General features: G+C 42.1%; 27 protein-coding genes and 1 riboswitch. Of the genes, 8 read left to right on the top strand and 19 right to left on the bottom strand.

Annotated features, from left to right (window positions below):
• Positions 1-5 precede the first annotated feature (5 nt).
• Together J7I90_RS09405 and J7I90_RS09400 are read right to left on the bottom strand one after the other, a co-directional pair.
• Positions 6-1,622 carry an ABC transporter permease subunit gene (locus J7I90_RS09405; protein ID WP_214770857.1) on the bottom strand — a complete coding sequence of 539 codons (1,617 nt, stop codon included), beginning with the start codon at positions 1,620-1,622 and terminating at the stop codon, positions 6-8.
• Entirely contained in the window at positions 1,615-2,367 is a 753-nt protein-coding gene (locus J7I90_RS09400) for an ABC transporter ATP-binding protein (RefSeq protein WP_095392822.1), read from the bottom strand. Before J7I90_RS09400 ends, J7I90_RS09405 begins: the two co-directional genes overlap by 8 nt.
• A gap of 228 nt (positions 2,368-2,595) precedes the next feature.
• Here J7I90_RS09400 and J7I90_RS09395 point away from each other — a divergent pair, with 228 nt between their 5' ends.
• Entirely contained in the window at positions 2,596-3,354 is a 759-nt protein-coding gene (locus tag J7I90_RS09395) for a DeoR/GlpR family DNA-binding transcription regulator (RefSeq protein WP_214770854.1), read from the top strand.
• 811 nt (positions 3,355-4,165) lie between these two features.
• Here J7I90_RS09395 and J7I90_RS09390 read toward each other — a convergent pair.
• The 4 genes from J7I90_RS09390 to J7I90_RS09375 all read right to left on the bottom strand — a co-directional run bounded on the left by J7I90_RS09390 (position 4,166) and on the right by J7I90_RS09375 (position 6,820).
• Positions 4,166-4,642 (bottom strand): methylated-DNA--[protein]-cysteine S-methyltransferase, encoded by a 477-nt coding sequence (locus tag J7I90_RS09390; protein WP_214770851.1) that lies wholly within the window; start codon positions 4,640-4,642, stop codon positions 4,166-4,168.
• Positions 4,643-4,671: 29 nt separating this feature from the next.
• Positions 4,672-5,244 (bottom strand): bifunctional transcriptional activator/DNA repair enzyme AdaA, encoded by a 573-nt coding sequence (locus J7I90_RS09385; protein WP_214770849.1) that lies wholly within the window; start codon positions 5,242-5,244, stop codon positions 4,672-4,674.
• Between the two features lie 23 nt (positions 5,245-5,267).
• Positions 5,268-6,038 carry an isocitrate lyase/PEP mutase family protein gene (locus J7I90_RS09380; RefSeq protein WP_214770847.1) on the bottom strand — a complete coding sequence of 257 codons (771 nt, stop codon included), beginning with the start codon at positions 6,036-6,038 and terminating at the stop codon, positions 5,268-5,270.
• Positions 6,039-6,469: 431 nt separating this feature from the next.
• Positions 6,470-6,820: a hypothetical protein gene (locus tag J7I90_RS09375; protein WP_095394273.1), complete on the bottom strand. Its 351-nt coding sequence runs from the start codon at positions 6,818-6,820 to the stop codon at positions 6,470-6,472.
• 524 nt (positions 6,821-7,344) lie between these two features.
• Here J7I90_RS09375 and J7I90_RS09370 point away from each other — a divergent pair.
• Entirely contained in the window at positions 7,345-7,566 is a 222-nt protein-coding gene (locus J7I90_RS09370) for a DeoR family transcriptional regulator (RefSeq protein ID WP_034309346.1), read from the top strand.
• Between the two features lie 84 nt (positions 7,567-7,650).
• On the opposite strand, the gene J7I90_RS09365 is transcribed toward J7I90_RS09370, so the two are convergent.
• Both J7I90_RS09365 and J7I90_RS09360 read right to left on the bottom strand, forming a co-directional pair.
• Positions 7,651-8,373, bottom strand: coding sequence for a pseudouridine synthase (locus tag J7I90_RS09365; protein WP_034309348.1), 723 nt, complete (start codon positions 8,371-8,373; stop codon positions 7,651-7,653).
• A gap of 123 nt (positions 8,374-8,496) precedes the next feature.
• A complete protein-coding gene (locus J7I90_RS09360; protein ID WP_214770845.1) occupies positions 8,497-10,098 on the bottom strand; it encodes a putative polysaccharide biosynthesis protein in 1,602 nt (533 codons plus the stop codon).
• 205 nt (positions 10,099-10,303) lie between these two features.
• Here J7I90_RS09360 and J7I90_RS09355 point away from each other — a divergent pair, with 205 nt between their 5' ends.
• A complete protein-coding gene (locus tag J7I90_RS09355) occupies positions 10,304-11,569 on the top strand; it encodes a BaiN/RdsA family NAD(P)/FAD-dependent oxidoreductase (protein WP_034309353.1) in 1,266 nt (421 codons plus the stop codon).
• A 173-nt stretch (positions 11,570-11,742) separates the two neighbouring features.
• Here J7I90_RS09355 and J7I90_RS09350 read toward each other — a convergent pair whose 3' ends face one another.
• The 3 genes from J7I90_RS09350 to J7I90_RS09340 form a co-directional block, all read right to left on the bottom strand.
• Positions 11,743-11,997 (bottom strand): MGMT family protein, encoded by a 255-nt coding sequence (locus J7I90_RS09350; protein WP_053537337.1) that lies wholly within the window; start codon positions 11,995-11,997, stop codon positions 11,743-11,745.
• A gap of 78 nt (positions 11,998-12,075) precedes the next feature.
• Entirely contained in the window at positions 12,076-12,636 is a 561-nt protein-coding gene (locus J7I90_RS09345) for an MEDS domain-containing protein (RefSeq protein ID WP_214770843.1), read from the bottom strand.
• Positions 12,637-12,870: 234 nt separating this feature from the next.
• Positions 12,871-13,125 carry a hypothetical protein gene (locus tag J7I90_RS09340; RefSeq protein ID WP_214771369.1) on the bottom strand — a complete coding sequence of 85 codons (255 nt, stop codon included), beginning with the start codon at positions 13,123-13,125 and terminating at the stop codon, positions 12,871-12,873.
• Between the two features lie 63 nt (positions 13,126-13,188).
• Here J7I90_RS09340 and J7I90_RS09335 point away from each other — a divergent pair, with 63 nt between their 5' ends.
• Positions 13,189-14,118 carry an SDR family oxidoreductase gene (locus J7I90_RS09335; RefSeq protein WP_214770841.1) on the top strand — a complete coding sequence of 310 codons (930 nt, stop codon included), beginning with the start codon at positions 13,189-13,191 and terminating at the stop codon, positions 14,116-14,118.
• 116 nt (positions 14,119-14,234) lie between these two features.
• On the opposite strand, the gene J7I90_RS09330 is transcribed toward J7I90_RS09335, so the two are convergent.
• The 6 genes from J7I90_RS09330 to J7I90_RS09305 form a co-directional block, all read right to left on the bottom strand.
• Positions 14,235-14,420, bottom strand: a complete 186-nt coding sequence (locus J7I90_RS09330; protein WP_048682016.1) for a sporulation protein Cse60 — start codon at positions 14,418-14,420, stop codon at positions 14,235-14,237.
• Between the two features lie 64 nt (positions 14,421-14,484).
• The gene (locus J7I90_RS09325; RefSeq protein WP_214770839.1) at positions 14,485-15,567 is read right to left on the bottom strand and encodes a tartrate dehydrogenase; all 1,083 of its coding nucleotides are present in this window, start codon (positions 15,565-15,567) and stop codon (positions 14,485-14,487) included.
• 257 nt (positions 15,568-15,824) lie between these two features.
• Positions 15,825-16,136 (bottom strand): rhodanese-like domain-containing protein, encoded by a 312-nt coding sequence (locus J7I90_RS09320; RefSeq protein ID WP_034309364.1) that lies wholly within the window; start codon positions 16,134-16,136, stop codon positions 15,825-15,827.
• A 157-nt stretch (positions 16,137-16,293) separates the two neighbouring features.
• Positions 16,294-17,322 (bottom strand): NADH:flavin oxidoreductase/NADH oxidase, encoded by a 1,029-nt coding sequence (locus J7I90_RS09315; protein ID WP_214771331.1) that lies wholly within the window; start codon positions 17,320-17,322, stop codon positions 16,294-16,296.
• Between the two features lie 163 nt (positions 17,323-17,485).
• Complete coding sequence (locus tag J7I90_RS09310) at positions 17,486-18,328, bottom strand: aldo/keto reductase (protein ID WP_214770836.1); 843 nt, start codon at positions 18,326-18,328, stop codon at positions 17,486-17,488.
• A gap of 179 nt (positions 18,329-18,507) precedes the next feature.
• On the bottom strand, positions 18,508-19,713 hold the full coding sequence (locus J7I90_RS09305; RefSeq protein ID WP_053535995.1) for an MFS transporter: 1,206 nt from the start codon (positions 19,711-19,713) through the stop codon (positions 18,508-18,510).
• A gap of 187 nt (positions 19,714-19,900) precedes the next feature.
• On the opposite strand from J7I90_RS09305, the gene J7I90_RS09300 reads away from it, so the two are divergent.
• The 3 genes from J7I90_RS09300 to J7I90_RS09290 all read left to right on the top strand — a co-directional run bounded on the left by J7I90_RS09300 (position 19,901) and on the right by J7I90_RS09290 (position 21,943).
• A complete protein-coding gene (locus tag J7I90_RS09300) occupies positions 19,901-20,272 on the top strand; it encodes a winged helix-turn-helix transcriptional regulator (protein ID WP_106026053.1) in 372 nt (123 codons plus the stop codon).
• A gap of 183 nt (positions 20,273-20,455) precedes the next feature.
• Positions 20,456-20,761: a hypothetical protein gene (locus tag J7I90_RS09295; RefSeq protein WP_214770833.1), complete on the top strand. Its 306-nt coding sequence runs from the start codon at positions 20,456-20,458 to the stop codon at positions 20,759-20,761.
• Between the two features lie 30 nt (positions 20,762-20,791).
• Positions 20,792-21,943, top strand: a complete 1,152-nt coding sequence (locus J7I90_RS09290) for a CAP domain-containing protein (protein WP_483861561.1) — start codon at positions 20,792-20,794, stop codon at positions 21,941-21,943.
• Between the two features lie 55 nt (positions 21,944-21,998).
• Here the strand turns inward: J7I90_RS09290 and J7I90_RS09285 are convergent, their stop codons facing one another.
• Positions 21,999-23,192: a nucleoside transporter C-terminal domain-containing protein gene (locus J7I90_RS09285; protein WP_214771328.1), complete on the bottom strand. Its 1,194-nt coding sequence runs from the start codon at positions 23,190-23,192 to the stop codon at positions 21,999-22,001.
• Between the two features lie 176 nt (positions 23,193-23,368).
• Positions 23,369-23,469, bottom strand: a riboswitch (purine riboswitch).
• Between the two features lie 213 nt (positions 23,470-23,682).
• Between J7I90_RS09285 and J7I90_RS09280 the strand changes: the two genes are divergently transcribed.
• Positions 23,683-24,387, top strand: coding sequence for a DUF421 domain-containing protein (locus J7I90_RS09280; RefSeq protein WP_214770825.1), 705 nt, complete (start codon positions 23,683-23,685; stop codon positions 24,385-24,387).
• 98 nt (positions 24,388-24,485) lie between these two features.
• Here J7I90_RS09280 and J7I90_RS09275 read toward each other — a convergent pair whose 3' ends face one another.
• Positions 24,486-25,232: an alpha/beta hydrolase gene (locus J7I90_RS09275; RefSeq protein ID WP_202311598.1), complete on the bottom strand. Its 747-nt coding sequence runs from the start codon at positions 25,230-25,232 to the stop codon at positions 24,486-24,488.
• Positions 25,233-25,520 lie beyond the last annotated feature (288 nt).

The raw sequence follows: 25,520 nt of genomic DNA, 5'->3' as shown, positions 1-25,520 counted from the left end.
CCTCATTAATGTTTGAATTGTCTTTTTTGATAATGATCACAAAGCAGCTTCACGATCAGGTTTGTAAAAAAGATAAGTAAAGACAGGATGAATATTTCATTGAATTTGGCAAAATGCTGAAGTTCTTTAATTTTGCTGGCCACTAATGTGGTTTGGGCCGTGACCAAAAAGATGATTCCGCTGATCGTCACCATACTATTGATGAAATAGTAGCTGAACATCTCGATCACCGTAGATGCCGAGTTAGGCAGAATGACACGATAGATTGTCCCGATCCAGCTATCCCCCAATAAATTCCCGGTGGTTTCCCAACCAGGGTTCATTTTGGATAAAGAGTTCTTTGCCATTAAATAGGGTGTCGTAAAGAAGTGGACCATGTTACATAGAATGATGATGGCAAAGGTCCCCTTCCAACTGCTGCCGTTGAACAGCAGCAAATACGATAAACCCAACACCATTCCCGGTACTGTATTCGTCAACATCGAAATGACATCCATTGATGATTTCCCTTTAAGGGGCGTCCTGACATTCAAGACCGCCGAGCTAAAGGCGACGAACGTTCCCAGTACGGCCGTCATCAAGGCAACGAATAAGGAGTTTTTATAAACTGCCGTTAAATCGCTCGATTGGAATGTGTCGATAAAATGCTTTAAGGTGAACGAGAGATCGTAAGGGAAACTAGTTAAAAATGGTGCAATGAACATGACTGCAAATACAGAAAACATTCCTATTAAGACCAGTAGCGAGATACTTCCAAAACAGATATCCCTCCCTTTGTGCTGCGTCAATTCAATATCGCTGAACTTGTCATAATGAAAATTAAGTTTTTCCAGATAGTTTAATAGGAAAACACTGAATACTACCGGAATGAGCATGAGAATGGCAATGACTGCCCCATTATTGAAATCAGGGATGGAACCCAGCATGACTTGATACAATTGCGTCGCAACGACGGAGTAGGTCCCGCCGACCGAAGCCGGTATCCCAAAGTCGGTGAAGCTCAAGATGAAGGAAAGGACAAAAGCTCCACCTAAAGTTCCCGCCAATGGCCGTATGATCGTATTCAAGAAACTTCTTATCGTTCCGTCACCCATCAATTTTGAAACGATGATGAACTTTTTATCCATGTATTTGAAGGAATTATTAATGAGAAGAAAAGCTGATGGCAATGTATAGATCACATAACCTATCAATAATCCATTAAATCCATATATATCGAATAGATTCCTTCCAAAAATCTTCGTCATGATTCCTTGATTGCCGAAAGAGTAGATGATCGCAAACCCGAATGTGATTGTCGGAAGCAGCATCGGAATAAGGATCCCGGTTTTAATTACACCTTTTAATGGCCTATAAACCTGTGTACAATGGATGGAATAGGCCAGGAAAAAGGCTAAAATGGTCGTAATGACGGCTGTGAGTCCCGAGATTTTCATGCTGTTTCCAAATGACTTCATCAGCTCTGCATTGGAAAGGACCGTTAGATAATTCGAGAGATTGATTCCATCAGCCGTTTCAAAAGAACGGACGAACAACATGCCAAGCGGCAAGAAAAGAAAAGCGGCAAATAGCAGTAAGATAGGTATATAAATGACTCTCATTGCCGGTTTTACATCAGGCATACTTTTCACCGAATAAGTTATAAATATTTTCTCTCTTGATCTCCAATTGTTTAAGAATGAATTCCTTAACAAAATCATTGGCTGGCTGATTGATGATTTCTTGCGGTGATCCAAATTGAGAAATATTCCCTTGATTAATGATCAAAATCTTATCCGACATCGTCAAAGCCTCTTCCGGGTCATGAGTCACTATGATGGTCGTCAGCTTAAATTCGCGGGCAATGGATTTGATGCGTTCCTTTATCGATTCCTTGATCACACCATCCAAAGCACTCAGCGGCTCATCAAGTAAGAGGATCTTCGGCTTCATTACAAGAGTCCTTGCGATAGAAACCCTTTGTTTCTGACCCCCTGACAATTCGCTTATCCTTTTTTTCAAATGCGGCGTTAATTCCAGGAAATCGATGTAATCCTGAAGCTCTTCCTTGGAAACGGATCCCTTCCTGTTCCTCAATCCATAAACGATATTTTCATAGGCATTCAAATGCGGGAAAAGAGCGTAATCCTGGAAAACGATATTAAATCCCCGGTCTTTCATGGGCACGTTACTCAAATCGGTATCATTGAAAATGATTTTTCCATGATTGATGCCCGTCAAGCCCAAAATTATATGTAATAAAGTAGTTTTACCGCTTCCACTTGGTCCTAATAGTGAAACGATCTCCCCCGTTTTAATTTCAAGATTTATATGATCCAAAACTGATTTTCCATCAAATTGCTTGCTAATATTTTGTAGTTTTAGCAAACCGTTCACCTCCTTTAATACACCCTTAGTATAAAAGCCCTTTGTAAACCGAAGTTGGGATATTTGTAAATACTCTGTAAATATTGAACATCTTTTTACTAAATCAATACTAACTTTTGACCAACTAGTGATACTTTTATCATCTATATGTTGAATATGTCCGCAGTAAACAGTACACTTAAACTGAATATCAGGAAGATAGATATGAAGAATAGGCGGGTGTAACTTATGCTTCCTCTTGAAAGGCAAAAGAAGATCATCGAGTTATTAACGATTAGAAAAGTGATGAAGATTGCCGAACTTACTGAAGAAATGCAAGTTTCCATCGAAACCATCAGAAGGGATATAAACCTTCTTACAAGGCAAGGAAAAATTGAAAAGATCTATGGCGGCGTTAAGCTGGTTCAATCGAAGTTTGGAGAATCGACGATAGATGAACGGATGTTCAGTCAATTAGAAGAAAAAGAGTCCATCGCCCAAAAATGCAGTGAGTATATCGCCGATGGGGATTGCATTTATATCGATAGTGGTTCGACAACCTATCAAATCGCTAAATATATAAAACAGAAAAAGAAACTGACCGTAATAACCAGTTCGATCCCCGTTGTAAATGAGCTCATTCATAGCGATATAGAGATATTGATCATAGGGGGGAAAGTCAGGAGAAATGAACAATCCATCGTTGCATTTGATTACTTATTCAACTTCAGTGAATTGAATATTTCAAAGGCATTCATTTGTGCGAGCGGCATAACCGTTGAAAAAGGGATATCCGACTATAATTTAGAAGAAGCGAACACACGAAAAAAAATCATTGATTTATCCCAAGAAGTCTATGTTGCCGCTGACAGCTCCAAGTTCGGGAAAGACGTGACCATCGGGATATCGTCACTGGATAAAATCGATTACATCATTACTGACGAACATCTGCCTAAAGATTTCATCTCTTCGTTTAAAGAGATCGGCACACATTTGATTCTTTCTTAAAAGCAAGAAAAAACGGGAACTATACAATCGTATAATTCCCGTTTTTCAGTTTGTAGACAAAAGGGGTTCGGCGAATGCCAAATCCCTTTGGCCGAAGGACACTTTACAAATTTACAGGGTTTATCTTTGTCGAGCGCCTTCGTGAAATCAATAACTGCCGGACTAATTGATTTTAAAGGCATTCCCTTAATACAACGTTGATTTCCACTCCAGGCACTCGCTTTCCGCGGGCGGTCCGGGAGCCTCCTCGGCGCTCTTTGCGCCTGTGGGGTCTCCCCTGGACTCGTTTTTCCCGCAGGAGTCTCGTACCTTACGTTCCAATCAACTGGAACGTGTTTTAAAAGATAGAAATCCTTTTTTCCACAGTTTTTTTTGAGGCGGTGTAAAATTTTGATTTCGACTCCAGGCACTCGCCTTTCCGCGGGCAGTCCGGGAAGCCTCCTCGGCGCTCCTTGCGCCTGTGAGGTCTCCCCTGGACTCGCTTTTCCCGAAGGAGTCTCGTACCTTACGTTCCAATCAACTGGGATTTTCTAAAAGAAAAATCAGGCTGGTACATTCCAAACCATGTTTAAGACTGGTTTATCCTTCATGTTTTTTTCCTGTACTCCTTAATGGATGGATGAAATTTGCGACACTCCTGCCGAATAACGGGCTTGCAGAGACCCCACAGACGCTTGCTTTGATGAGGCTTGGCAGACAGTCGGCGGAAGAGGAACGGATTTCTGAAACAACTGGAACTTTAAATAAAAAACTGTGTCCTCCATCAATGGAGAGTGGCTCGGTGATTCCCATAATGTTGAGCCTAAGTACCTCAATTAAAATTCCTTTCATGCTGAAGGAGCCATTCCTTTCTCCACAAGCCACCCGCATAACCAGTTAATTTCCCATTTGAACCTATTATTCGATGACATGGAATCACGATGCTTAACTTATTTCTTCCATTAGCGCTCCCTACTGCCCTAATGGCTTTTTCATTACCGATTGAAACGGCGATGTCTTTATAGGAACCCGTGTTGGCGTACAGGATTCCTGTTAATGCGTTCCACACGTTTTTTTGGAAGTTGGTCCCTTCAAGTATATAAGGAAATGTAAATTCCCTGCGTTCACCTTTGAAATACTCATCAAGCTGACTAAAGCACTCCGCCAAAACCTTGGGCGTTTGCTCTTGCATAATATTTATCTTTATCTTCCTTTCAGCGAACAGTATGGAACAGATGGCATCATTCGTTCCTGATATCTCGATAACTCCAATCGGCGATTCATAATCTAGTTTATATAATTCACTCATATAAGGACCCCCATTTCTGTATATGCGGCTTACATTCGATTCTTAAGATTCATGTTGCGATATTCACTGGGAGTACAATTTTTCAAACGGCGAAATACTTTATAAAAGTTTGAAGGGCTTTGAAAGCCCACTTCAAGGCAAATCTCAAGATTCGTTAGACTTGTGCTTGTTAGAAGGTATGAAGCTTTATCCACTCTTATTTTTTCCAAGTACGAACGGGGAGTTTCTAATGTTTCCTTTTTGAACAGCCGCTCCAGATAATAGGAACTTACGCCGACATGATTGGCAATATCCTTTAATTCAACTTTTTGATTATACTGATTGACCAAGAAAGCGATGATATCCCTTACAAGTCCCAACTGAGGGGAATCATCAACTTCCGGTTGGCATCGTTTGCAAGCACGGAAACCGGCCTTTTCAACTTCATCAATGTCATGATAGAATTTCACATTTATTTTTTTCGGCTTCCTTGACCTGCAGGAAGGGCGGCAGTATATTTTAGTTGTCTTTACTGCGGTAAAGAATAATCCGTCATATTTAGGGTCGCAAGCAATGATTTTCGCCCACATTTCTTCAAAAGAAAGATTTATAGCAACAGCCATTATACTCCTCATCCTTTCAGGTTTTAGTTCCCATATAAATGTGAGGTGTCACTTAGCTCTACTATTCGTGCTGTATCTCGTTCTATCAATGCAATGGCTTTATCGAACAGGGCATTCCCGAAACTGATGCGTTTTACGCCTAATTCTTCAAGCTCCTTACCATTCGTCAATCCAGGCAAAGATAATACATTAAGGGGAGCACCTATATTCAAAGTGATTTCCTTTATTTCATCATGGTTCGTTAATCCAGGGATGAATATTCCACTGGCACCACTCTCCACATACGCTTTTGCCCGCTCTGCCGTTTCCGGGAAAGGATTATCTTTTTGAAAATAAGTATCTGTTCTGGCATTGATGTAAAAACCTTCATACCCATTATAATCCAAAGCTTCCCTTATTTTTAATAGCAGGCTGCAGTGTTGATATATATCTCTTAGCCCTTTTTGTTTTTTGAGGGAATCCTCAATATTGATCCCGGCTACACCGGCGTCTGCCGTCCTTAACACATTATCGACAACCTTTTCTGCGGTTTCACCATAGCCTGCTTCAATGTCCGCGGTGACGGGAATTTTTACATTATCCGCAATTAGTTTAATGATACTTAAATGTCTTTCAAAATCAATCACTTCGCCATCAGAATAACCCAGGGAGTTGGCAATTCCCCAGCTTGTCGTTCCAATCGCCTTAAATCCTGATTTCTCGAGAATCAAGGCCGACAATAGATCCCAGGCGTTCCCCAATATCAACAGGTCCTTCGAAAAGTGTAATTCATTGAATTCGTTAATCTTGGTCATTATAGATGCTCCTTAAATTCATTTGTCCTTATTCTAACAATCAGCCCAGCTCCAAATCGTCCTCATTCTTGCTCTTATGGTCCATTCAAACAATGATTGTGCTGGATACCCGTTTAACGGTTGCGGACAAATAAAAAAATGCCCTTTCATTCCGGGGCATTTCAGTTTATATACAAAAGGGTCCTATCTAAGGTTATTACAGAGTATTGTTTGAAACGGAAGGTACCGAGACGCCTGTGGGAAAAGCGTGTCTAAGGCAGACCCCGCAGTCGCCGAGGGCGGACCACCCGCGGAAAGCGAGTGCCCTACGTTCCAATCAACGTTCAAATTGTACAAACCCCTAAAAAAAATGTAGACAAATTCGATTTTCATCGAGTTTGTCTACATTCTTAAATGCCCTTTCATTCCGGGCATTTTCATGATCCAATTGATTAATTTACGAAAAGATATAACTTCCTATGATATTCCTCAAATGCCTGCTGGTCTTTTTCCGTGTAGTCCATCCACTTCACTTTCTTGCATCTTTCCTCTAATCTCTCATTCAGTTCATCTTCTATTTCATTCATGAAACGGATGATTTCCCCATAGGGCATATTGAAATGACGGGCTGCAAGCCTGGGCGGAGAATGCTTTACCAGCAATCTCATGAATTGATCGACCGTGTCCGCCTTCGATGCAAGATAATCTTCTTCGTTCACGATGAATTCATACACTTGTTTTTTGGCGCCAGAAAGTCTGGTTACTTCGTCGCGCAATAAAAACTCCATTAATCTATCGTTCATATGGCTCTACCTCGAATTGGTTTATATTTAAGTCCTCTTGGATATGTATGAAAAGTCTATACTGCCCGATACCTCATTATGACATCGTAACGGTTAGCCATCAAGCAATTCCTCCACTAACACATAAAGCGTAATAATTACGATTTAAGGACTGTTTTAAGTAAAATAACATGCATATGCTTTAAATGTCAACGTTTGTATTGTGTGCATAGTAAGCATTCTTTATTGGCAAAATAGGAGCATGAACAAATGGAACAACCCTTTATTAATTTTGTATAGGCAATGAGAATAATTTTGTTAAAATTTGATATAATAAATGTAATATTTAGTCAATTAGTATCTTTTCCTAGAATTTGCTTTTGCAAAGGGGTAGAATGAAGCTAATGACATCTTATTTTTTCTAATGTTTCCGAGGAGTTATAGGGTGGGTATAGCAAGTACATAGTGACAGCTGGAATGCTGTCCGACATATCGGTTGTTTTCATTTGTTCAAAATAACAATGAAAAGAATAAGGAGTGATTTTTTGAAACCTTCAACAAATCGCATGTTAACCCGTATTAAATCCGTTTATATGTTCATTAGCAATAACGGTACGGTTTCTACTCAAGAGCTTGTAGAAGAATTTGGCATCACTCCTCGAACTGTGCAGCGCGATTTAAATGTCTTAGCATACAATGACCTTGTTCAAAGCCCAAGCCGAGGCCTTTGGACGACAACAAGTAAAAAGGTGAAGATGTCATCGTAAAAAGAACGACCACCCGAACAAGATCGATATGTAAAATACTTTGAGGCGGGCAATATTATCCGCCTCATTTTTTGTGTCCAGCTATCATTCAGCCGGTTGGCCCGCCTTTAACTGTTCAAGCTCCTCCGCCGTCAACTCACGGTATTCACCAAGCTCGAGTTCCTCATCAAGCTGTAAACTCCCCATGGAAAGACGCTTTAGGTAGACGACACGTTTGCCAACGGCCTCAAACATCCGCTTCACCTGATGGAACTTCCCTTCCATGATCGTTAGCTCGATATCCGATGTCAGGCCTGATTTTAAAATGTTCAATTCTCCTGGTTTTGTTTCGTATCCATCATCCAAGGTCACTCCGTTGCGGAATGCCTCGATATCCCGTTCCGTCACTTCGCCATCAATGACCGCAAAATATGTTTTAGGGACATGTTTCTTTGGGGAAAGCAGTTGGTGGGCAAGCTTTCCGTCATTCGTGATCAGCAATAAACCTTCTGTGTCCTTATCAAGACGGCCTACAGGAAATGGCTCAAATACCGAATCTTCCGGCTCCAAGATGTCGATGACCGTTTCTTGGTAGTTATCTTCCGTTGCGGACAATACGCCCGGCGGTTTATTCATCATTAAATAAATGAATTCCCTGTATTCAACCCGTTCACCATGAACCGTCACGTTTTCCGTATCAGGGTCCACTTGTTCCTTCGGATCCTTAATCAGCCTTTCATTAACCTTGACGGCACCGGATTTCAGGAGCTTTTTCACTTCTTTCCTGCTGCCATAACCAATATTGGATAAAATCTTATCTATTCTCATCGTTTCCTCCTAAAGCCTTTTTCAGTAAAAAGCCTTGCCCACTTTAATGACAGGCAAGGCCAATATATTTTAATCGGGGATTCACCATTCAATACCCTTTTTTTTACACATCAAACTTCCAGCTTACAATCCTAATTTAGCTTTTAACCGATCGATCCGGGCACCGAACAAACGATGGGCAAGTTTGCTTTTCAAGGAAAGAGCCGCATAAACGAGCGCTCCAAAAATTGCACAAACGGCCACGATCAAAATCGCCTGGAAGCGCCCTTCCGTTGTAAGCCATAGCGATAGTAAACAGTTCATGCCCCAGGCAGCCAGTCCCATTATTATTGAAAAAACTGATATTAAAACAGATCTCCTGATGGTAAGGCTGTAACGATATCCAGTAAAGTAGGTAATGACATACAAATTCAGCAGCACTGCAGCCAAGTAACCGAATGCCGTAGCGTAAACGGATCCTTCCGTTTCAAACAACTTGATCAATGGGATATTCAAGCTCAATTTGATTAAAAAGCCCACAAGCAGGCTGAGCACTGTATATTTTTGCTGATTGATCCCTTGTAATACAGCTGCCGAAACGGAAAAAAGCGCAAACAAGATGGAAACGGGCGCATATGCCTTCAGGACACTGATTCCAAGTGGATCATGGCTGTAAAAGGCACTATAGATTGGATCGGCTAGTACAGACATGCCAACGACTGCCGGAATTGTAATGAACAACAAAATTTGAAAGGCTTGGTTCAGCTGGCGGTTGAATTCGTTTGAATCCTCGCTTACATATGCCTTCGTCACTGAAGGAAGAAGCGCCATCGAAAACCCGGTTGCAAGCGTCATCGGAATCAAGACAAGCTTCTGGGCATACACATTCAACACCCCTAGTGCATCCTCAGCAACATGCTGCAGCCCGATCGACGACATCGCCTTGTTGAAAGACAATAAGTCAGCCAACTGAAACATTGGCATCGCGATTCCGACGAATATGAAAGGAATCGACGAAAGGAATATTTCTTTATAAATCTCCTTCAGGGAAATTTCCATCGTTCCCCTGTCTTTCTTCATCAAGCTGTCCAAATATGGTTTTTGTTTTTTCCAATACCAAAATAACACCACTAACCCCCCGACAGCCCCGACCGTTGCCGCGAAGGTAGCTATTTGGATGGCTCTCACTAACTCTCCGTCAAGGACATTCAAAACAACATACACACCGGCCAAAAGGAACACGATGCGGACAATTTGTTCGACAACCTGGGAGATGGCCGTTGGTTCCATCGCTTCATGTCCTTGAAAGAAGCCGCGGATGATGCTCATGAACGGTACAAAAATCAAGGCGAAGCTGACTGCCCGAATGATCTCCGTGACATCCGCAGCATCTTCCGGATTGACCCCAAAGACTCCAGTAAACAGCGGGGCCATCGTATAGAGAATCAAAAAAGCGAGAAAACCGGTGATAACCATTAATTTCAGGCTCGATTTAAATAACTTCTCACCGACTGCGTATTCCTCGAGCGCATTGTACTTCGAGATGAATTTAGATACTGCAAGCGGCATGCCTGCCGTTGCAAAGCTAATGAAAATGGTATATGGAACGTACCCATATTGATAGAGGGTAGCCCCTTTATTCCCAACCATATGTTCAAATGGGATGACATAAAATAAACCAAGAACCTTGGAAATGATCGCTCCCAGCGTTAATATAAAAGCCCCTTTTAAAAACTTAGATGACATCTAATCCCTTCCTGCCTCTGTCAGTTACGTTTCACACGCTCTTTATCTTATCATATTAAAGTATTTTTTCTATAGAAAACTACATTCAAGTTTATCGTTTTCGAAGATAATACACAAACAAATAATTCCTTTTTTTCTACATTCGCAATCTGACGGGCTCTTGCTATATAATGAAGGGACTGAAAATGATAAAGTGGTGATCAATTTGAAATATGATGTAGTGGTAATTGGCGGCGGTCCTTCCGGATTGATGGCAGCAATAGCAGCCGGGGAAAAAGGTGCCCATGTATTGTTAGTGGATAAAGGAGAGAAGCTTGGAAGGAAACTTGCAATCTCGGGCGGGGGACGCTGCAACGTGACGAACAGGCTCTCAATCGATGAAATCATTCAGCATATCCCTGGAAACGGGCGATTTCTATACAGTGCTTTCTCAGAGTTCAATAATGAGGACATTATTCAATTCTTTGAAAAGTTGGGTGTCGCTCTAAAAGAAGAGGACCATGGCCGGATGTTTCCTGTCAATGATAAAGCGCAAAGCGTCGTGGATGCCCTTCTGACGCGCCTGTCGAATTTAAAAGTAACGATCTACAAGAACTCTCCCGTTGCGGAAGTTCTCTATGAACATGGAAAAACCAGCGGTGTCCGGTTAAAAGATGGCCAGACCATTGACACGGATGCAGTCGTGATTGCAGTCGGCGGGAAATCGGTTCCCCACACCGGTTCAACCGGAGACGGCTACGCATGGGCTAAAAAAGCGGGGCATACGATTACCGAATTGTTCCCGACTGAAGTTCCCGTACTTAGCCATGAAACATTCATTAAAGATCGAACACTTCAAGGTCTCGCACTTCGCGATGTTTCATTGAGTGTCCTTAACCCAAAGGGCAAGGCCCTGATCACACATAGAATGGATATGCTCTTCACCCATTTTGGCGTCTCCGGTCCAGCTGTTCTAAGGTGCAGCCAATTCGTCGTGAAAGCGATGAAGAAATGGAACCTGTCGGAAGTGACCATGAAACTCGATGCCCTGCCGGACCGAAACAAGGAAGAGGTTTTTCAAGACATCATGAAGGAAATAAAAGCCGAACCGAAAAAAGCCATTAAAAACACCTTAAAAGGTTTAGTTCCTGAACGATACCTTCACTTCCTGCTTGAGCGAAGCGGCATCGACCTTCAAGAGCAAGGGGCGACGATATCAAATGAAAAAATCCGCCGCTTTGCAGAATTATGCAAGGACTTCCAATTCGGGGTGCACGGCACCCAGCCGCTAGAAAAAGCCTTCGTAACGGGCGGCGGCGTATCCGTCAAAGAAATACATCCAAAAGAAATGGCATCCAAACTAATGGACGGACTGTATTTCTGCGGTGAAATTCTGGATATACACGGATACACAGGCGGTTACAATATCACATCGGCATTAGTAACCGGCAGGCTCGCCGGCATGAATGCTGCCATGTCTGCCCGTTCATGATCCGTAAAAGAGGCTGATCCGCTTGGATCAGCCTCTTTTACTTCGATTTCGTAAGCCTATACATCCATTCGGTGTTCGTTAGGCTTTGATTCTGGTGTAAGTGCTGTTGTTTGGGCCTTCACTGTACTTTTTCGGCCGAACCCGCTCCCTCCACTACTAGTCCGGCTATGCGTTTAAAATATTTCTGGATGATAACGATATGCTTCGAGGTCAATGGTATTCCGTCCCGTGAATGTGATGCCTTCACTCTCGAGCATCGCCTTCTGGTGTTCTGCAGCGCCCTCCGCTTTTATGCCGATTTCACCTTTGGCATTGATCACCCGGTGCCAAGGAAGGTCATGTTTTTTACTGCTAGAATGAAGGATCCTTACGACCTGCCTTGCACCGCGCGGACTTCCGGCGAGCTGTCCTATTTGACCATATGTCATCACTTTACCGGAGGGGATTCGTTGTATGATATGAATGACCCGTTCAGTAAAACTTTCCAAATACCTCGCCCCTTTATTCTATCCGTTTGCTAAAATCGTGATTATTTCATCGGTAATCAGGATTCCATGATGCTTGATCAAGTTTGTTTTAAGCTCGGCAGGCACTCTGCAGTCATCGTATGCACATACCGAAATCAATCCTCTTTCCTGGATCAATTTGTCGATCCCTTTTTCATATTCGCCTATCGCAAAGCTGACTTGATCGTCATGGCCCCATTCAACATGGCCCCAAGTCCGAATGTGCTGATTGCGTTTGGTGTATGCATCGATATTTTCTAAGAAATAATTAACCATCGTCGAAGGTTGGAAGTCTCCATGAAAACAATAAAAATCAAAATTATTCATAAGATGCACTTGCTCCAATTGCTCCTCATTTAAATGAAGCTGCAATTTCTTGTACACGAAAGGAAAGATACGGTCGTTTTCGACGACCAGGATATGGTCTCCCTGTTGAACACCGGTAATGATGAAAGTTGCCTCATTTTCAATGTAGGCTTCCAATTCATTAAAACAGTATAAAATATGGCCACCATCCGATTGCTGTATATTTTCTATTAGTTGTTTCATTTTATTATCCAAAATGGATCTCTCCTTTAAATACACCTGTCCGCACTATGTATTATGTATAACTTTACCCATTATCTCCGTGTTTGTAAAATTCATAGAAGAATATAATCAGTTTTCCCTACTGTCATGTTAAGATCTGGAATTTAGTTGAGTCGAATTGTGGCTGCTTTTAGCCCACTCGTAGAAAGACCAAGGCAGCCCAATCCGGCTCCGTACTTCATGCATTGTCCCTTTGGATGTTCACTCTTAAATCACGGGATAGTACGGCACATAGCGCGGGTTATAATAATATGGCGGTCTTGGTCCAATAAGCGGCAATTCAAAGGTATTTGGGTTGGAGTCATATAACAACTCCACCTTTTCATCCGATTGTTCGACCAATAACCACTTCACTTCTTCGCTAAAATAATATGGCATATAGAGGCCTCCAAAAACTTTTTTCTCCCCTTCAGCATATTCGAGCCGCACGGCAACGAGCCCGTCCCGATACATGTTCTTCATGCACGGCATATGCCTGATCATCATAAAGTAATCCGACTAAATTCTTTATTAGGAGGACCCCTCATGGCAGAAGATAATAAAAAGAAATCATCCGGTAAAAGCTATCCCGTGCACCCGAATTATGGGAAGGTCACCCGTTATCAAGACGTACCCATCACGGTTCCGGAGCAACGTCAATTTCGCCAACCCGGTGTGGAAAAATTAATGGTGCCCAGGCCCATCATCGAAAACCCCAATTATAGGGGCAGCGGGAAATTAACAGGTAAAGTCGCATTGATAACTGGCGGAGACAGTGGGAATGGCGCTGCGGCTGCCATCGCTTTCGCTAAAGAAGGGGCAGATGTTTCCATCGCTTATTTGGATGAACATGAGGATGCCAATCGGACTAAAACGAGAATTGAAGAGCTTGGGCAACGTTGCTTACTGTTGCCTGGGGACTTAAGGGATAAGCAGCAATGCATCGATATCGTGGAAGACACCATCGAAACATTCGGAAAGCTCGATATTCTTTGTAACCACGTGGGCATTCAATTTCAGCAAGTAAGCTTGCTTGATATTACGGATGAGCAATTCGATGATACCTTTAAAGTGAATATCTATTCCCACTTCTATACGACGCGTGCTGCCCTTCCCCATTTAAAAGCTGGGGCCTCCATCATTAATACATCTTCTGTCGTGACGTTCAATGGAAATAAGCAATTAATTGATTATACGGCGACTAAAGGGGCCAACATTGGTTTTACCCGTGCCTTGGCAAACAGTCTTGTCGATCAAGGCATCCGGGTGAACGCCATTGCGCCCGGAAGGTTTTGGACACCCCTCATCCCGGCAAGTTTCTCGGCAGACGAAGTGACACAAGTCGATAATCCGATGGAGCGTCAAGGCCAGCCATTTGAACTGGCTCCCACCTTTGTCTATCTCGCCTCTGATGATTCCCGTTTTGTGACAGGGCAAACACTTCATGTCAATGGCGGGGAAGCGACATCGTCCTAATTTCCACAACGAACATGCCCCCTTCGGAGGATGTCAAGACGGAAAAAAGACTACCTTTGATTGCCCGTCAGCAAGCAATAGGTAGTCCATTATTGATTATCGGGCCAGCCCGGCCTTTATTTTTTTTTATAGATGATCATCGCACTGAAACAGTAGATCTGTTCCTCTTCCTCTTCACCTGTAGTGGCGACATTGTATTTGATATCGACGATTTGATTATCACGAATGTCTTCCAGGAAAAAGTTCATTTCATCCTCTAGATCCTTTTCATGCTCATAATCAAATAATTTCACTTGTATCATCGGCTCTCCCCGCCCTTTTACTATAATGATAGTTATTGTGCAGGATGCCCTTTTCACTTGATTTTTATACTTGATTTGTTTGTAAAGCGGATAATATTTTAACCACTTCATCGCCTACTTCCTCTGTAGAAGCTGCCCCGCCCATATCAGGAGTCAGCACCTTTTTATCGACCATCGCCTGTTCAATCACGTCCAACACTTTCGCACCCCAAACCTCATGTCCAAAGAAATCGAGAATCTGACTGGCAGACCATATGGCCGCAAGTGGATTGGCGATGCCTTGATGTGCTATATCCGGGGCTGAACCATGAATCGGTTCGAACATCGAAGGATAAATCCGTTCCGGGTTTAAATTGGCACCGGCCGCCAGTCCCATCCCGCCTGCAATGGCAGCACCTAAATCCGTTATGATGTCACCGAACAAATTGGAGGTGACAACGATTTGAAACCGTTCGGGCTGTTTGACAAAATACATGCTTGCCGCATCGACCAGATAGGAATTCGTTTCTACTTCCGGATACTCCTGTCCAATTTCTTCAAAAACCTGATCCCAAAAAACCATCGAATAATTCAATGCGTTCGCCTTGCTTATGCTCGTTAACGTCCTTCCCGTCTTGCGCGCCAGTTCATAAGCATAACGGATGATCCTCTCGGTTCCCTTTCGTGAAAAGACCCCCGTCTGCAGGACGACTTCTTCCGGCTTTCCTTTAAAAAGCCAATCACCGGCACCGGAATATTCCCCTTCACTGTTTTCACGGATGACAACCATATCGATTTGGTCACGAGTCACGTCTTTTAATGGACAGGGTGCACCTTGAAGCAATTTAACGGGTCGAACATTCACATATTGGTCAAATCCCTTTCTGATCTTCAGCAGAAGTTCACGTAAGGAAATATGGTCCGGGACACCAGGATAACCGACAGCCCCCAGATATACGGCGTCAAACTTCATCAGTTGTTCCAGTCCATCGTCGGGCAGCATTCTGCCGTGCTCAAGGTAATATTCACACCCCCATGGAAAATAGGTGAACTGGAAAGAAAAATCACCGGCAATGGCCGCCACCTCTTTAAGGACCTTTACACCCTCATTAATCACCTCAGGGCCAATTCCGTCACCCGCAATGACCGCAATTTTATGAACATTCATTTTTCAACTCTCCTTTTTCTGTATCTTCTGACTTCGGCACCCTAATTTTAACATATAACGTTTGCACCCCCGTAAGTGAGATTCATATAGAAAAAAGAGTCCTTTCATGATGAAAGGACTCTTTGTTTTCACGCCTTCAAATATGCACGACTTTCCGCATATTCACGGCATTGTGAACAAACCATAATCTTTTTTCTTATAAGCCGTCACATTCTTGGATTTACGCTTACAAAAGTAACAGGCCTTTTTGAAGAACTTCACTTAACGATGACTTCGCCGTCCCATTCAAGCATTCCGCCAACCATGTTTGCCACTTTATATCCTTGTTCCTGAAGATAATGGCATACATTTTCACTGCGGCGTCCTGAACGGCAGATAAAGATATATTCTTTTTCTTTATCAAAATAGTCAAGGTTGGCCGGGATATCATTCATGCGAATATGTTTCGCGCCTTCGATCATTCCCTCTTGCACTTCTTCGTCTTCACGAACATCGACAAGTTCCATCGCTTCTCCTGCCTCAAGCTTAGCTTCCACTTCTTCCGTTGTAATGATTTTGATTTCTTCCATAATTAGCACCTCGAATTATCGTTTGATTTATCTTTTTCATTATAGCAAAATTTCCAGTCAAACATCACGTAATGGATTCGCGTTTGCAAATCCCCTCATGCACTGAATGAAAAAACGCCGGCGAATATAATATTCGCTGGCGTTTTAAAAATCCGTATCAATGCTTGAATCCCAGTTGATATTGTTTAGGGATCTCCGTTTTTATATTCAAAGCTTTAGATGCTTCAAGTGCCCAATAAGGGTTTCGCAGCATTCCTCTGCCGACAGCGACCAAATCGGCTTCTTCATTGCCAATGATTGAATTTGCTAGAATCGGATCATCTAAACGACCTACAGCAATCACCGGAATATCCAATGCTTTTTTGATTTCCCTGGCCAACGGAGTTTGATAGCTGGCATGGGTACCAGGCCTTCCGTCCGCTCCAATCGGGCCTTCTCCTCCAGAGCTTACATGGAACATATCGACGCCTGCTTCTTTAAAGACTTGTGAAAATGCAATGCTTTCTTCAATGCCATATCCGCCTTCAACGTATTCTTTTGCAGAAATGCGCATGATTAAAGGCATGTCGGCAGGCATTTCGCTTTTCACTGCTTTAATGACTTCCACTCCGAATTTAGTCAGGTCTCTTCCATATTCGTCATCACGTTTATTCGTAAGCGGTGATGTGAATTGGTGGATTAAATACCCGTGTGCACCATGTAATTCGATTACATCAAATCCTGCTTGAACTGCCCTTCTGGCCGATGCCCGGAATTTATCGACCATTTCCTTCACTTCTTCGGTTTCTAAAGCTCTTGGTGTTTTGTACGTTTCATCAAATGCAATGGCTGAAGGTGCCACCGGCGGTTCCGCATCCTCCGCTTTACGGCCTGCATGGGCAATTTGTATCCCGATTTTTGCACCGTATTGATGAACTTCCTTAACGATGTTGGAGAAAGCCTCAATTTGATCGTCGGACCATAATCCAAGATCGCGATTAGAAATGCGCCCATCAGGCTCCACATCGGTCATTTCCACTATAATTAACCCCGTGCCGCCAACTGCCCTGCTTACATAATGCTGCTGGTGCCAGTTCGTTGGTATACCATCTTCCGCTTCGACGGAGTATTGGCACATCGGCGGCATGACGATCCTATTTTTAAGTTCAAGTTCTTTTATGCGATAAGGTGAAAATAAATCATTCATCATTCTTCATCTCCTTTTATATAATGCATGCACATGCATTTATATCATCCTGGTATTACTGTGTCAACTAATCGGATTCCCGAAGCTGTCAGTGTAAATTCCGATGCGAAATTCATAAAAAAAAGAGAAAGACGGATATCCCGTCCCTCTCCTTCATACTTAATTAAAAGTCGAAATTATCAGGATCTGGACCAACACGGTGATTCTGATTCAATCCATCAATTTCGTTCATTTCCTCTGCCGTCAATTCGAAATCGAATACAGTTGAGTTTTCGACAATACGATGTTCTTTAGTTGATTTTGGAATCGTTACAATCCCATTTTGTAAATCCCAGCGTAAAATGACTTGTGCAACTGATTTGCCATGCTTGGTTGCAATAGCTTGCAATACGTCATTATCAAGAAGTTCACCTTGCATCAAAGGAGACCATGCTTCAAGTTGTATTCCTTGTTCCTTGCAGAATGCCTGAATTTCTTTTTGAGTTAAACGCGGATGGCATTCCACTTGATTGACCATCGGCTTCACTTCTGCATCTTCCATCAAATCTTTTAGATGGTGAATCTGGAAATTGCTCACACCGATCGCCTTCACTTTTCCTTCTTTATATAGAGTTTCCAGCGCTCTCCAGGCCTCTTTATATTTTCCTTCCACTGGCCAATGGATAAGATATAAATCCAGGTACTCCAAGCCAAGTTTCTTTAAGCTTTCTTCGTAAGCTGCAATGGCCGATTCATAGCCTAAATCGGCATTCCAGACTTTGGATGTTACGAATAAGTCTTCCCTTGAGATTCCAGCTTCTTTCAATCCCTCACGGATCCCTTGTCCAACCCCTTCTTCGTTTTCATAAATGGCAGCCGTATCGATGCTGCGATAACCATGTTTAATGGCCACTTTAACTGCATTTACCAGCTCCGGTCCTTCTTCCACCTTAAATACGCCCAATCCGAACCATGGCATTTCAACGCCGTTATGCAATGTAGTTGTATCTTGTAAGTTTTTCACCATAATACTCTACCTCCAAATGATTGTTTTTATAGATTGTAATGCGCTATTAGTATCATTATCAGTATCATTACATCCCTTCAATGAACCTTCCATCATTCACTGAAGGGATGCAATGATACTTTTCATTGATACCCTATACGCATTGCATGCTTTTTCTAAGATGCATCACTTTTTTAATCCTATGCTATTTTGTCCGTTCCCTTGGTACGGTCCCTACTTTCCAGGGCCCGGCTCCAGCCTGTTAAAATCACTGCTGCAAACACCATGACTCCACCTATCCACGCTGTATGGATCAAGCCGATCGAATCCGTTATCACCCCTCCTAAGTAGGCACCAATGGCGATACCCGCATTGAAGGCGGCAATATTGATGGCTGACGCCACGTCCACTGCACTCGGCACGAAACGCTCCGCTAACATGACGACATACACTTGAAGCCCGGGAACATTCATGAATGCAAACAATCCCATTAAAATGATCGTGATTAAACCAGCTACCTTGAACGGTGCCGTGAAAGTCAATACCACAAGTACAATGGCCTGAATAAGAAACATATAGAATAGGGCATTAATAGGATTGCGATTGGCGAATTTCCCGCCAAGGGTATTTCCTATCGCTATGGCTACTCCATATATTAACAAAATCAAGGCCACAGTTCCTTCTTTAAACCCTGTCACTTCCTGAAGTAATGGCGACAGGTACGTGAAAACAACGAATGTACCGCCATACCCTAACGCTGTAATGATGAATACCAGCAGCAAACGCCCATTCGTCACCAATTTGATTTGGTCACGGAAAGTGGTCCGTGCCGCTTTTCTTAAATCTGATGGGACTAGGATTCCGTTTCCGATGAAAGCGATCAAGCCGATTGCCACAATGATGATGAAAGCGAATCTCCAGCCGAATTGCTGACCGATGAATGTTCCAAAAGGAACTCCGGTCACCGTTGCCACCGTCAGACCTGTAAACATGATGGCGATGGCACTCGCCCTGCGGTTTTCAGGGACCAAATCAGCGGCAATCGTAGCGCCGATCGACATGAAGATACCATGTGCAAGCGCTGAAATGACACGCGCGATCAATAATACACCGACCGTGGTCGCAGAAGCCGCTAATGCATTTCCGATAATGAACACGACCATTATCCAAAGCAATAAAGTCTTACGCGACATATTCGATGTCAGTGATGTCAGGATAGGTGCCCCGAACATGACCCCCAAGGCGTATAAGGACACCGTCAATCCCGCCGTCGTCACTGTAATGTGTAAATCTTTAGAAATGAGTGGTAATAATCCCACGCTGATGAACTCAGTTGTTCCAATCGCAAAGGCACTGATCGCTAAAGCCAGCAATGCCCATGTACTTCTATTTTTATTTGAAATCATATCCTCTTCTCCTTCTTGTCATTTTGTACTATCATTGAAATTGCCTGAGCAACTTTTTTTATAGTGGTACAGTGGAATTCGGTGTACAAATGTTATTATGAGATATAATACAAATAAAAAACAGTACGTACTTTAAAGTGATATAGGCACCTTTTAGTACCTATAAAAAAAGGAGAGTATGCAAATCATGCAAAAAAAGAAATACAATATATCCGTAGAAGCGACACTTGAAGTAATGGGCGGAAAATGGAAATGCGTGATCCTCTGCCATCTGACCCACGGGAAAAAGCGGACTAGTGAATTGAAGCGCCTTATGCCGAACATCACCCAAAAAATGTTGACCCAACAGTTGAGGGAGTTGGAAAAGGACGAAGTCATCAACCGGATCGTTTACAACCAAGTCCCCCCAAAAGTGGAATATGAACTTAGTGAGTATGGAAAAAGCCTGGAAAGCATCCTATCCGCACTATGTACATGGGGGGAAAACCACATAACAAGGGTGTATGGTGATAAGTTTTCCGTTCTCGAGGAAAGTGTCTTGAATGATCAATTAAAGTAACCCCCAATGAAAAAGATTAGCCCAATGGCTAATCTTTTTTGTTTATAAAGATCAATACTGAAAATTTCACCTTCGTAAGGTGTTTTATTCCCCTCTTTATTTTTGGTATAATATGTATGCCAAATCATTTTAATTTTTTATTTTGTAATCGACAAAGTATAATGGTCTAACCAAGGAGTGAATATGAAAGTTTTATTAGAATTGATACGCATCATATTAATGTTCGGGATAGCCGGAACAATCGTTTCGGCCATTGTAAACGGCATATATATAAACATAGGAGTGACTCAGTATGGCTGGCTAGGCTCGATTGCGATACTGCTTTTATTATTCGTCTGGTATAGAAATAAACTTCAGTTCAGTGGCTGGTATTCGGGAAAAGGGAAGGAAAAGCTTCCAAAAATGGTCTCGCAAATACTCATTATGTGTTCACTATTTTTGTTAGGTGCCCCACCTGTTTTAAGTGTGCTGCAGATGATCTTTCATTAATCGGGATTCTATATCCTGGATAGAGCAGGAGTGAACGATTTGGGTAAATTGTTTAATATTGTGGTCCTCATACTCCTACTCTCTGGATTATGGTATGGATATGGTAAAGATATTCAGGAGTCTGGATTCAAAGCGGGGGTTAGTGCCTTTGCTTCAGATGTTCGTTCATTTATAAACGGGCCCGAGGTTACGACAGCCTTGGAAAAACTGAGTACTGGAGTCAGCAGCCTGATTGGCTCGCTGACGGAAACATTGGATACCGCTTCTGAAAAAGAATCTCAGGAAACGGAAAAAGTGAAAAAACCGGCACTGGAAGCACCTGCTGATGCATCCTTTTCAGTCCGTAATATCGAAATCGGCGACACGAAGGATGATGTAGAAAAAATGGCTGGTGAAGCTAAGCGGAATACGCGGAATGAATATGGCGTGGACTGGTTTGCCTATCACGAAAATTATCAAAACTTCTTCATGGTTGCCTACGATAACAACAATAAAGTTGTTGGTTTATATACGAACCAAGATTTGATTTCCTCAAAGGAAGGCATTAAACGAGGTACACCCAAAGAAACCGTGACGGCGAAAATGGCGGAGCCTGTAACAAAATTGCTTAAAGGAAACGTCTATTACCAGATTCGAAGTGATGGCGGCGAATACGATATGTTCGAAATGGATAATAGCTATGTGACCATTTTTTATGACAAACATGAGAAAAATACAGTCACGGCAATCCAAATCATCGACGCAAAACTCGAAAAGCAAAAGAGCGCCTATTTTGCAGAAGCCGGCCCCGGATTAAAGAAGGGCTTTGAATATCAATTATTCGATTTGACCAATGCATCACGGGTCAATCATGATCTCTCCGTGCTAACATGGGATAAACGAGTGAAGGTCACCGCACAGGATCATAGTGCGGATATGGCCGTGAATCAATACTTCAACCATACAAACCTTGAAGGGGAATCACCTTTCGACCGGATGGAAGATGACAAAATCAATTTTCGAATGGCGGGGGAAAACCTGGCTGCCGGTCAAAATAGCAGTATCTTTGCCCATGAAGGCCTAATGAATTCCATTGGACACAGGGAAAACAAATTACAGAAAGATTTTGAATCCCTCGGTGTCGGAGTTGCCTTCGATAAAGAAAATAAACCATATTATACAGAGAACTATTTGGCGAAATAAGAAAAAGCTGTGCATGGAAAATCCTGCACAGCTTTTTTCAGATGCCCATTTTAAATCACCAAACGAATAATCCAACGACCATGGCACTTAACAGGGAAACAGCCATCCCGCTAACCAACAGCTTCCAAACATTCCTTCCGATAATGTTCGATTTCTCATCATTGAGGATGGAATTGAATGTTCCGTAGATCATGCCCACTGTACTGAAGTTGGCAAATGACGTCAAATAAGTGACAGCCACGGCGACTGTATGCGGAGGCAATGTACTGACTTTATCCTTTAAATCGAGCAAGGCAACGAACTCATTCGTGGCAAGCTTGATTCCCATCAATTGAGCGACATACATGGCATCATGTCCAGTTAATCCTAGCAGGAATGCAAATGGACTAAAAATGACAGAGAAAATCTTTTGAATGGTCAATCCATCCACGAAGAAGCCGAAAATGCCGTTTACGCTGGCCGTCAACGCCACATAGCCGATAACCATTGCCATGATGACGAAGACCATTTTGGCCCCAACCAACATACTGTTGGAAATGGTGGAAAAGAAATCTTTACGTTCCTCTTTAGAAGGTACATAAACGACGTCTTCTTCTTTACTGACATCGACGGGATTCAGCATATTAGCTATCAGCAAGGCATTTAAGCAGTTCAAAGGTATCGCTACAAAAACATAGGTTGCCGGCACCATGGACAGGTAGGCTCCAATGATTGAACCGCTGATGCTGCTCATGCTCATGATTCCAAATGTCAATAGACGCTGATCCTTAATTGCACTGAGTTGAACACGGAGTACGGCAAGTGCCTCGGTATTTCCGAGGAACATCATCTGAATCGAAAAGAAACTCTCAAGTTTCGGCAAACCGGATACTTTTGAGATGAGCCATCCCACTTTATCAATGATCCACGTAAGTATACCGAAATACGATAAAACATCAAAAAACGTGATAATGAAGATAATCGGCATCAATGCGCTGAAAAAGAAATCCACTTGTTCATTTGCCATAAGCGAAGGAAAGACAAAAGAAATCCCTTCATTCGCACATTCAATCAACCAGGTGAAGAATGAAGCGATCAGATTGATGACCCACGCCCCTATTTTTGTCGATAACATGAACCATGTGATAAGCAATTCAAGAACCAGCAAGGTAAGAATGGCTTTCCACTTAACGTTCCTTTTATTAGGTGAACAAAGGTAAACGATGCCCATTACAACTAGTACACCTAGTATATTCAATAAGAAATACATGCTTTCATCCCCTTTAGCTATATCATTTCCCATTCGTTTTTTTTATATAAAAAGCCCTCACCTTTTTACACCTTCAGCCGCAGCAAGAAAGTGTGAAAAAGTAAGAGCTTTCATCGAAGCATGTTTTTTAGGATCAAGCTTTTTTCAAGCGAACCAACATTAACCTGTTCATCTCTTCTATTTTCATACTTCCTTGTAGTCCGGCATTACGGCTGCCAGGTAGAAACTATCAGACCATTGTCACTGATATTATACAAGGATATTTTTTAAATAAATTTCTCAGGAAAGATATCATTTTAAATCAGTTTATTTTTAATTACAATACGTTTTAAAGTTGTTATATTAATATAAATTTTTCGAAAACAGTCTATAAAGTCTCCAAAGGGCCAATGTTGGGTAATACTTATGAAGGAGTTGGCTAAAACTATAAACTGTTCCTCTAAAGAGGCTCATTACATCTCCTTTATTGGAAATTGGGACGTGAATTTTTGTGGATTTTTTTAATAGCCAGGAAACTCTTACTGCAATCCAGTGGATCTTAAGAGCCATTATTTCCTACTTCTTTTTGCTTCTATCGGTTAAATTGATGGGGCAACGGTCCATTTCGCAATTAAGATTACTTGATTTCATAATGGCTTTAATTATCGGAAACATTCTTGCCCACCCTTTATCTGATGAACAATTAGGTTTGAAGGGCTCCATGATAACAACCAGTGTATTGGTCATTTTATACATAATTAGTGTGTTTGCAGGCCTTAAGTGGGGAAAACTCCGGAGGTTTTTTGACTCAGACCCCTTACCGCTTATCGAAAATGGACAAATCATTTACAAAAGCTTAACAAGGGCCAGAATCTCCATCGATGTTTTATTATCTGAATTAAGAAAGGAAAAAGTCGAAGATATTCAAAAAGTATCCCTCGCGCTCTGGGAACCGGATGGTACCATTTCATTGTTTTTAGTTCCCCAATATAAAGCAGTAACCCCAGCAGATATGCACCTGGCAACAAATGCCTTCACTTTTCCTAAAACCATTATTAAAGAGGGAAGGATTGATTATAAAGAATTGAACCGTGGCGGTAAAGACGAAGCATGGCTGAAAAACAGAATCAAAATAACATATAATGCCGACGTGAACGATATTTTATTGGCAACTCTTGATAATAACGATACCTTAAAGGTCTTTTTCTACAAATAGATTTGCAGCCAAAATAAAATCCCCTCAAGTATTGTGTAAAGCCTATTTACACTGTAGGCTTTTACACGTTCAACTTAAAGGGGATCAAATATCGCTTATTACTCCGACCAATTCAGTGTATTCAAGAACTTATACACATCTTCATACACCTGTTCACGTTCCTTGCCCAATGTGATAATATGGCCAGATTTTTCATACCATATCAAGTGTTTATGCTGCGTATCGACTTCATTGAAAATCGCTGTAGCACTCTCCGTATAGTCGGGATCATCCAAACGTCCTTGCAGAACAAGAGTTGGTGATGTGATTAAATCTAAATTTTCACCTGTCTCATTTATAATGTTCAACACATCTTTTAGTTGAGGCATAGGCTCTTCTTCAAGAAGCTTCACTTCTGCAGCAATTTGGTCTGCATCTTTGCCCTCAAACTTCTTATAAGCCTGTGCATAATTGAGCAAGCGGTTCTTTTGTCGATCGATACTTTTTCCTTGCGTCGGAGCGCACATTGAAACTACCCCTTTTACAGGCAATTCAATTCCCACTTTTAATGAGAACACTCCCCCTAAAGAAATTCCTACAACTGCAATTTCCTCATAGCCTTCTTCTTTCAGGAAATTATAGCCATTAACTACATCTTGCCACCATTCCTTTGGACCTGTTTTAGCAAGTTCCTCGGCTGATACCCCGTGCCCACTATAAAGAGGTCCGTGGCAAGTATAGTCGAGATCATTCAAGTACTTCCCTAATTTCTTCATATCTCCTGTACTTCCGGTAAACCCGTGAAGCAGAAGAACTGCTCTCTTTCCACCTATATATGTGAATGACTCAGGTGCTTTCACTTTCATCTATCTAGGACCTTCTTTCTATGCTCTTGTTGATAAATAGAATCTAAATGATTTTCGAAAAAAAATCAATTAATACCCCTTGAGTAGGGATTCTTCTATCCTATTCCGTATTTTCATCAAAACAATTAAATCATGTATATAGTATCCTTACCACACTCTTCACAACTCATCCGTTCCGAAGCACATTTTACTATGATTAAATTTATTTAGCAATCGTCATTTAACCATTTTTTTTAAGAAAAGTAAAATGCACCTTGTGATACGATGTACAACGTATTACACTTTAAA

The organism is Bacillus sp. ISL-57 (genome assembly GCF_018613135.1).
In the GTDB taxonomy this organism is placed as follows: Bacteria; Bacillota; Bacilli; order Bacillales; family DSM-1321; genus Peribacillus; species Peribacillus frigoritolerans.
The sequence above is the reverse complement of the archived record's forward strand: the minus strand, read 5'-3'. Positions and strand labels throughout refer to the sequence as shown.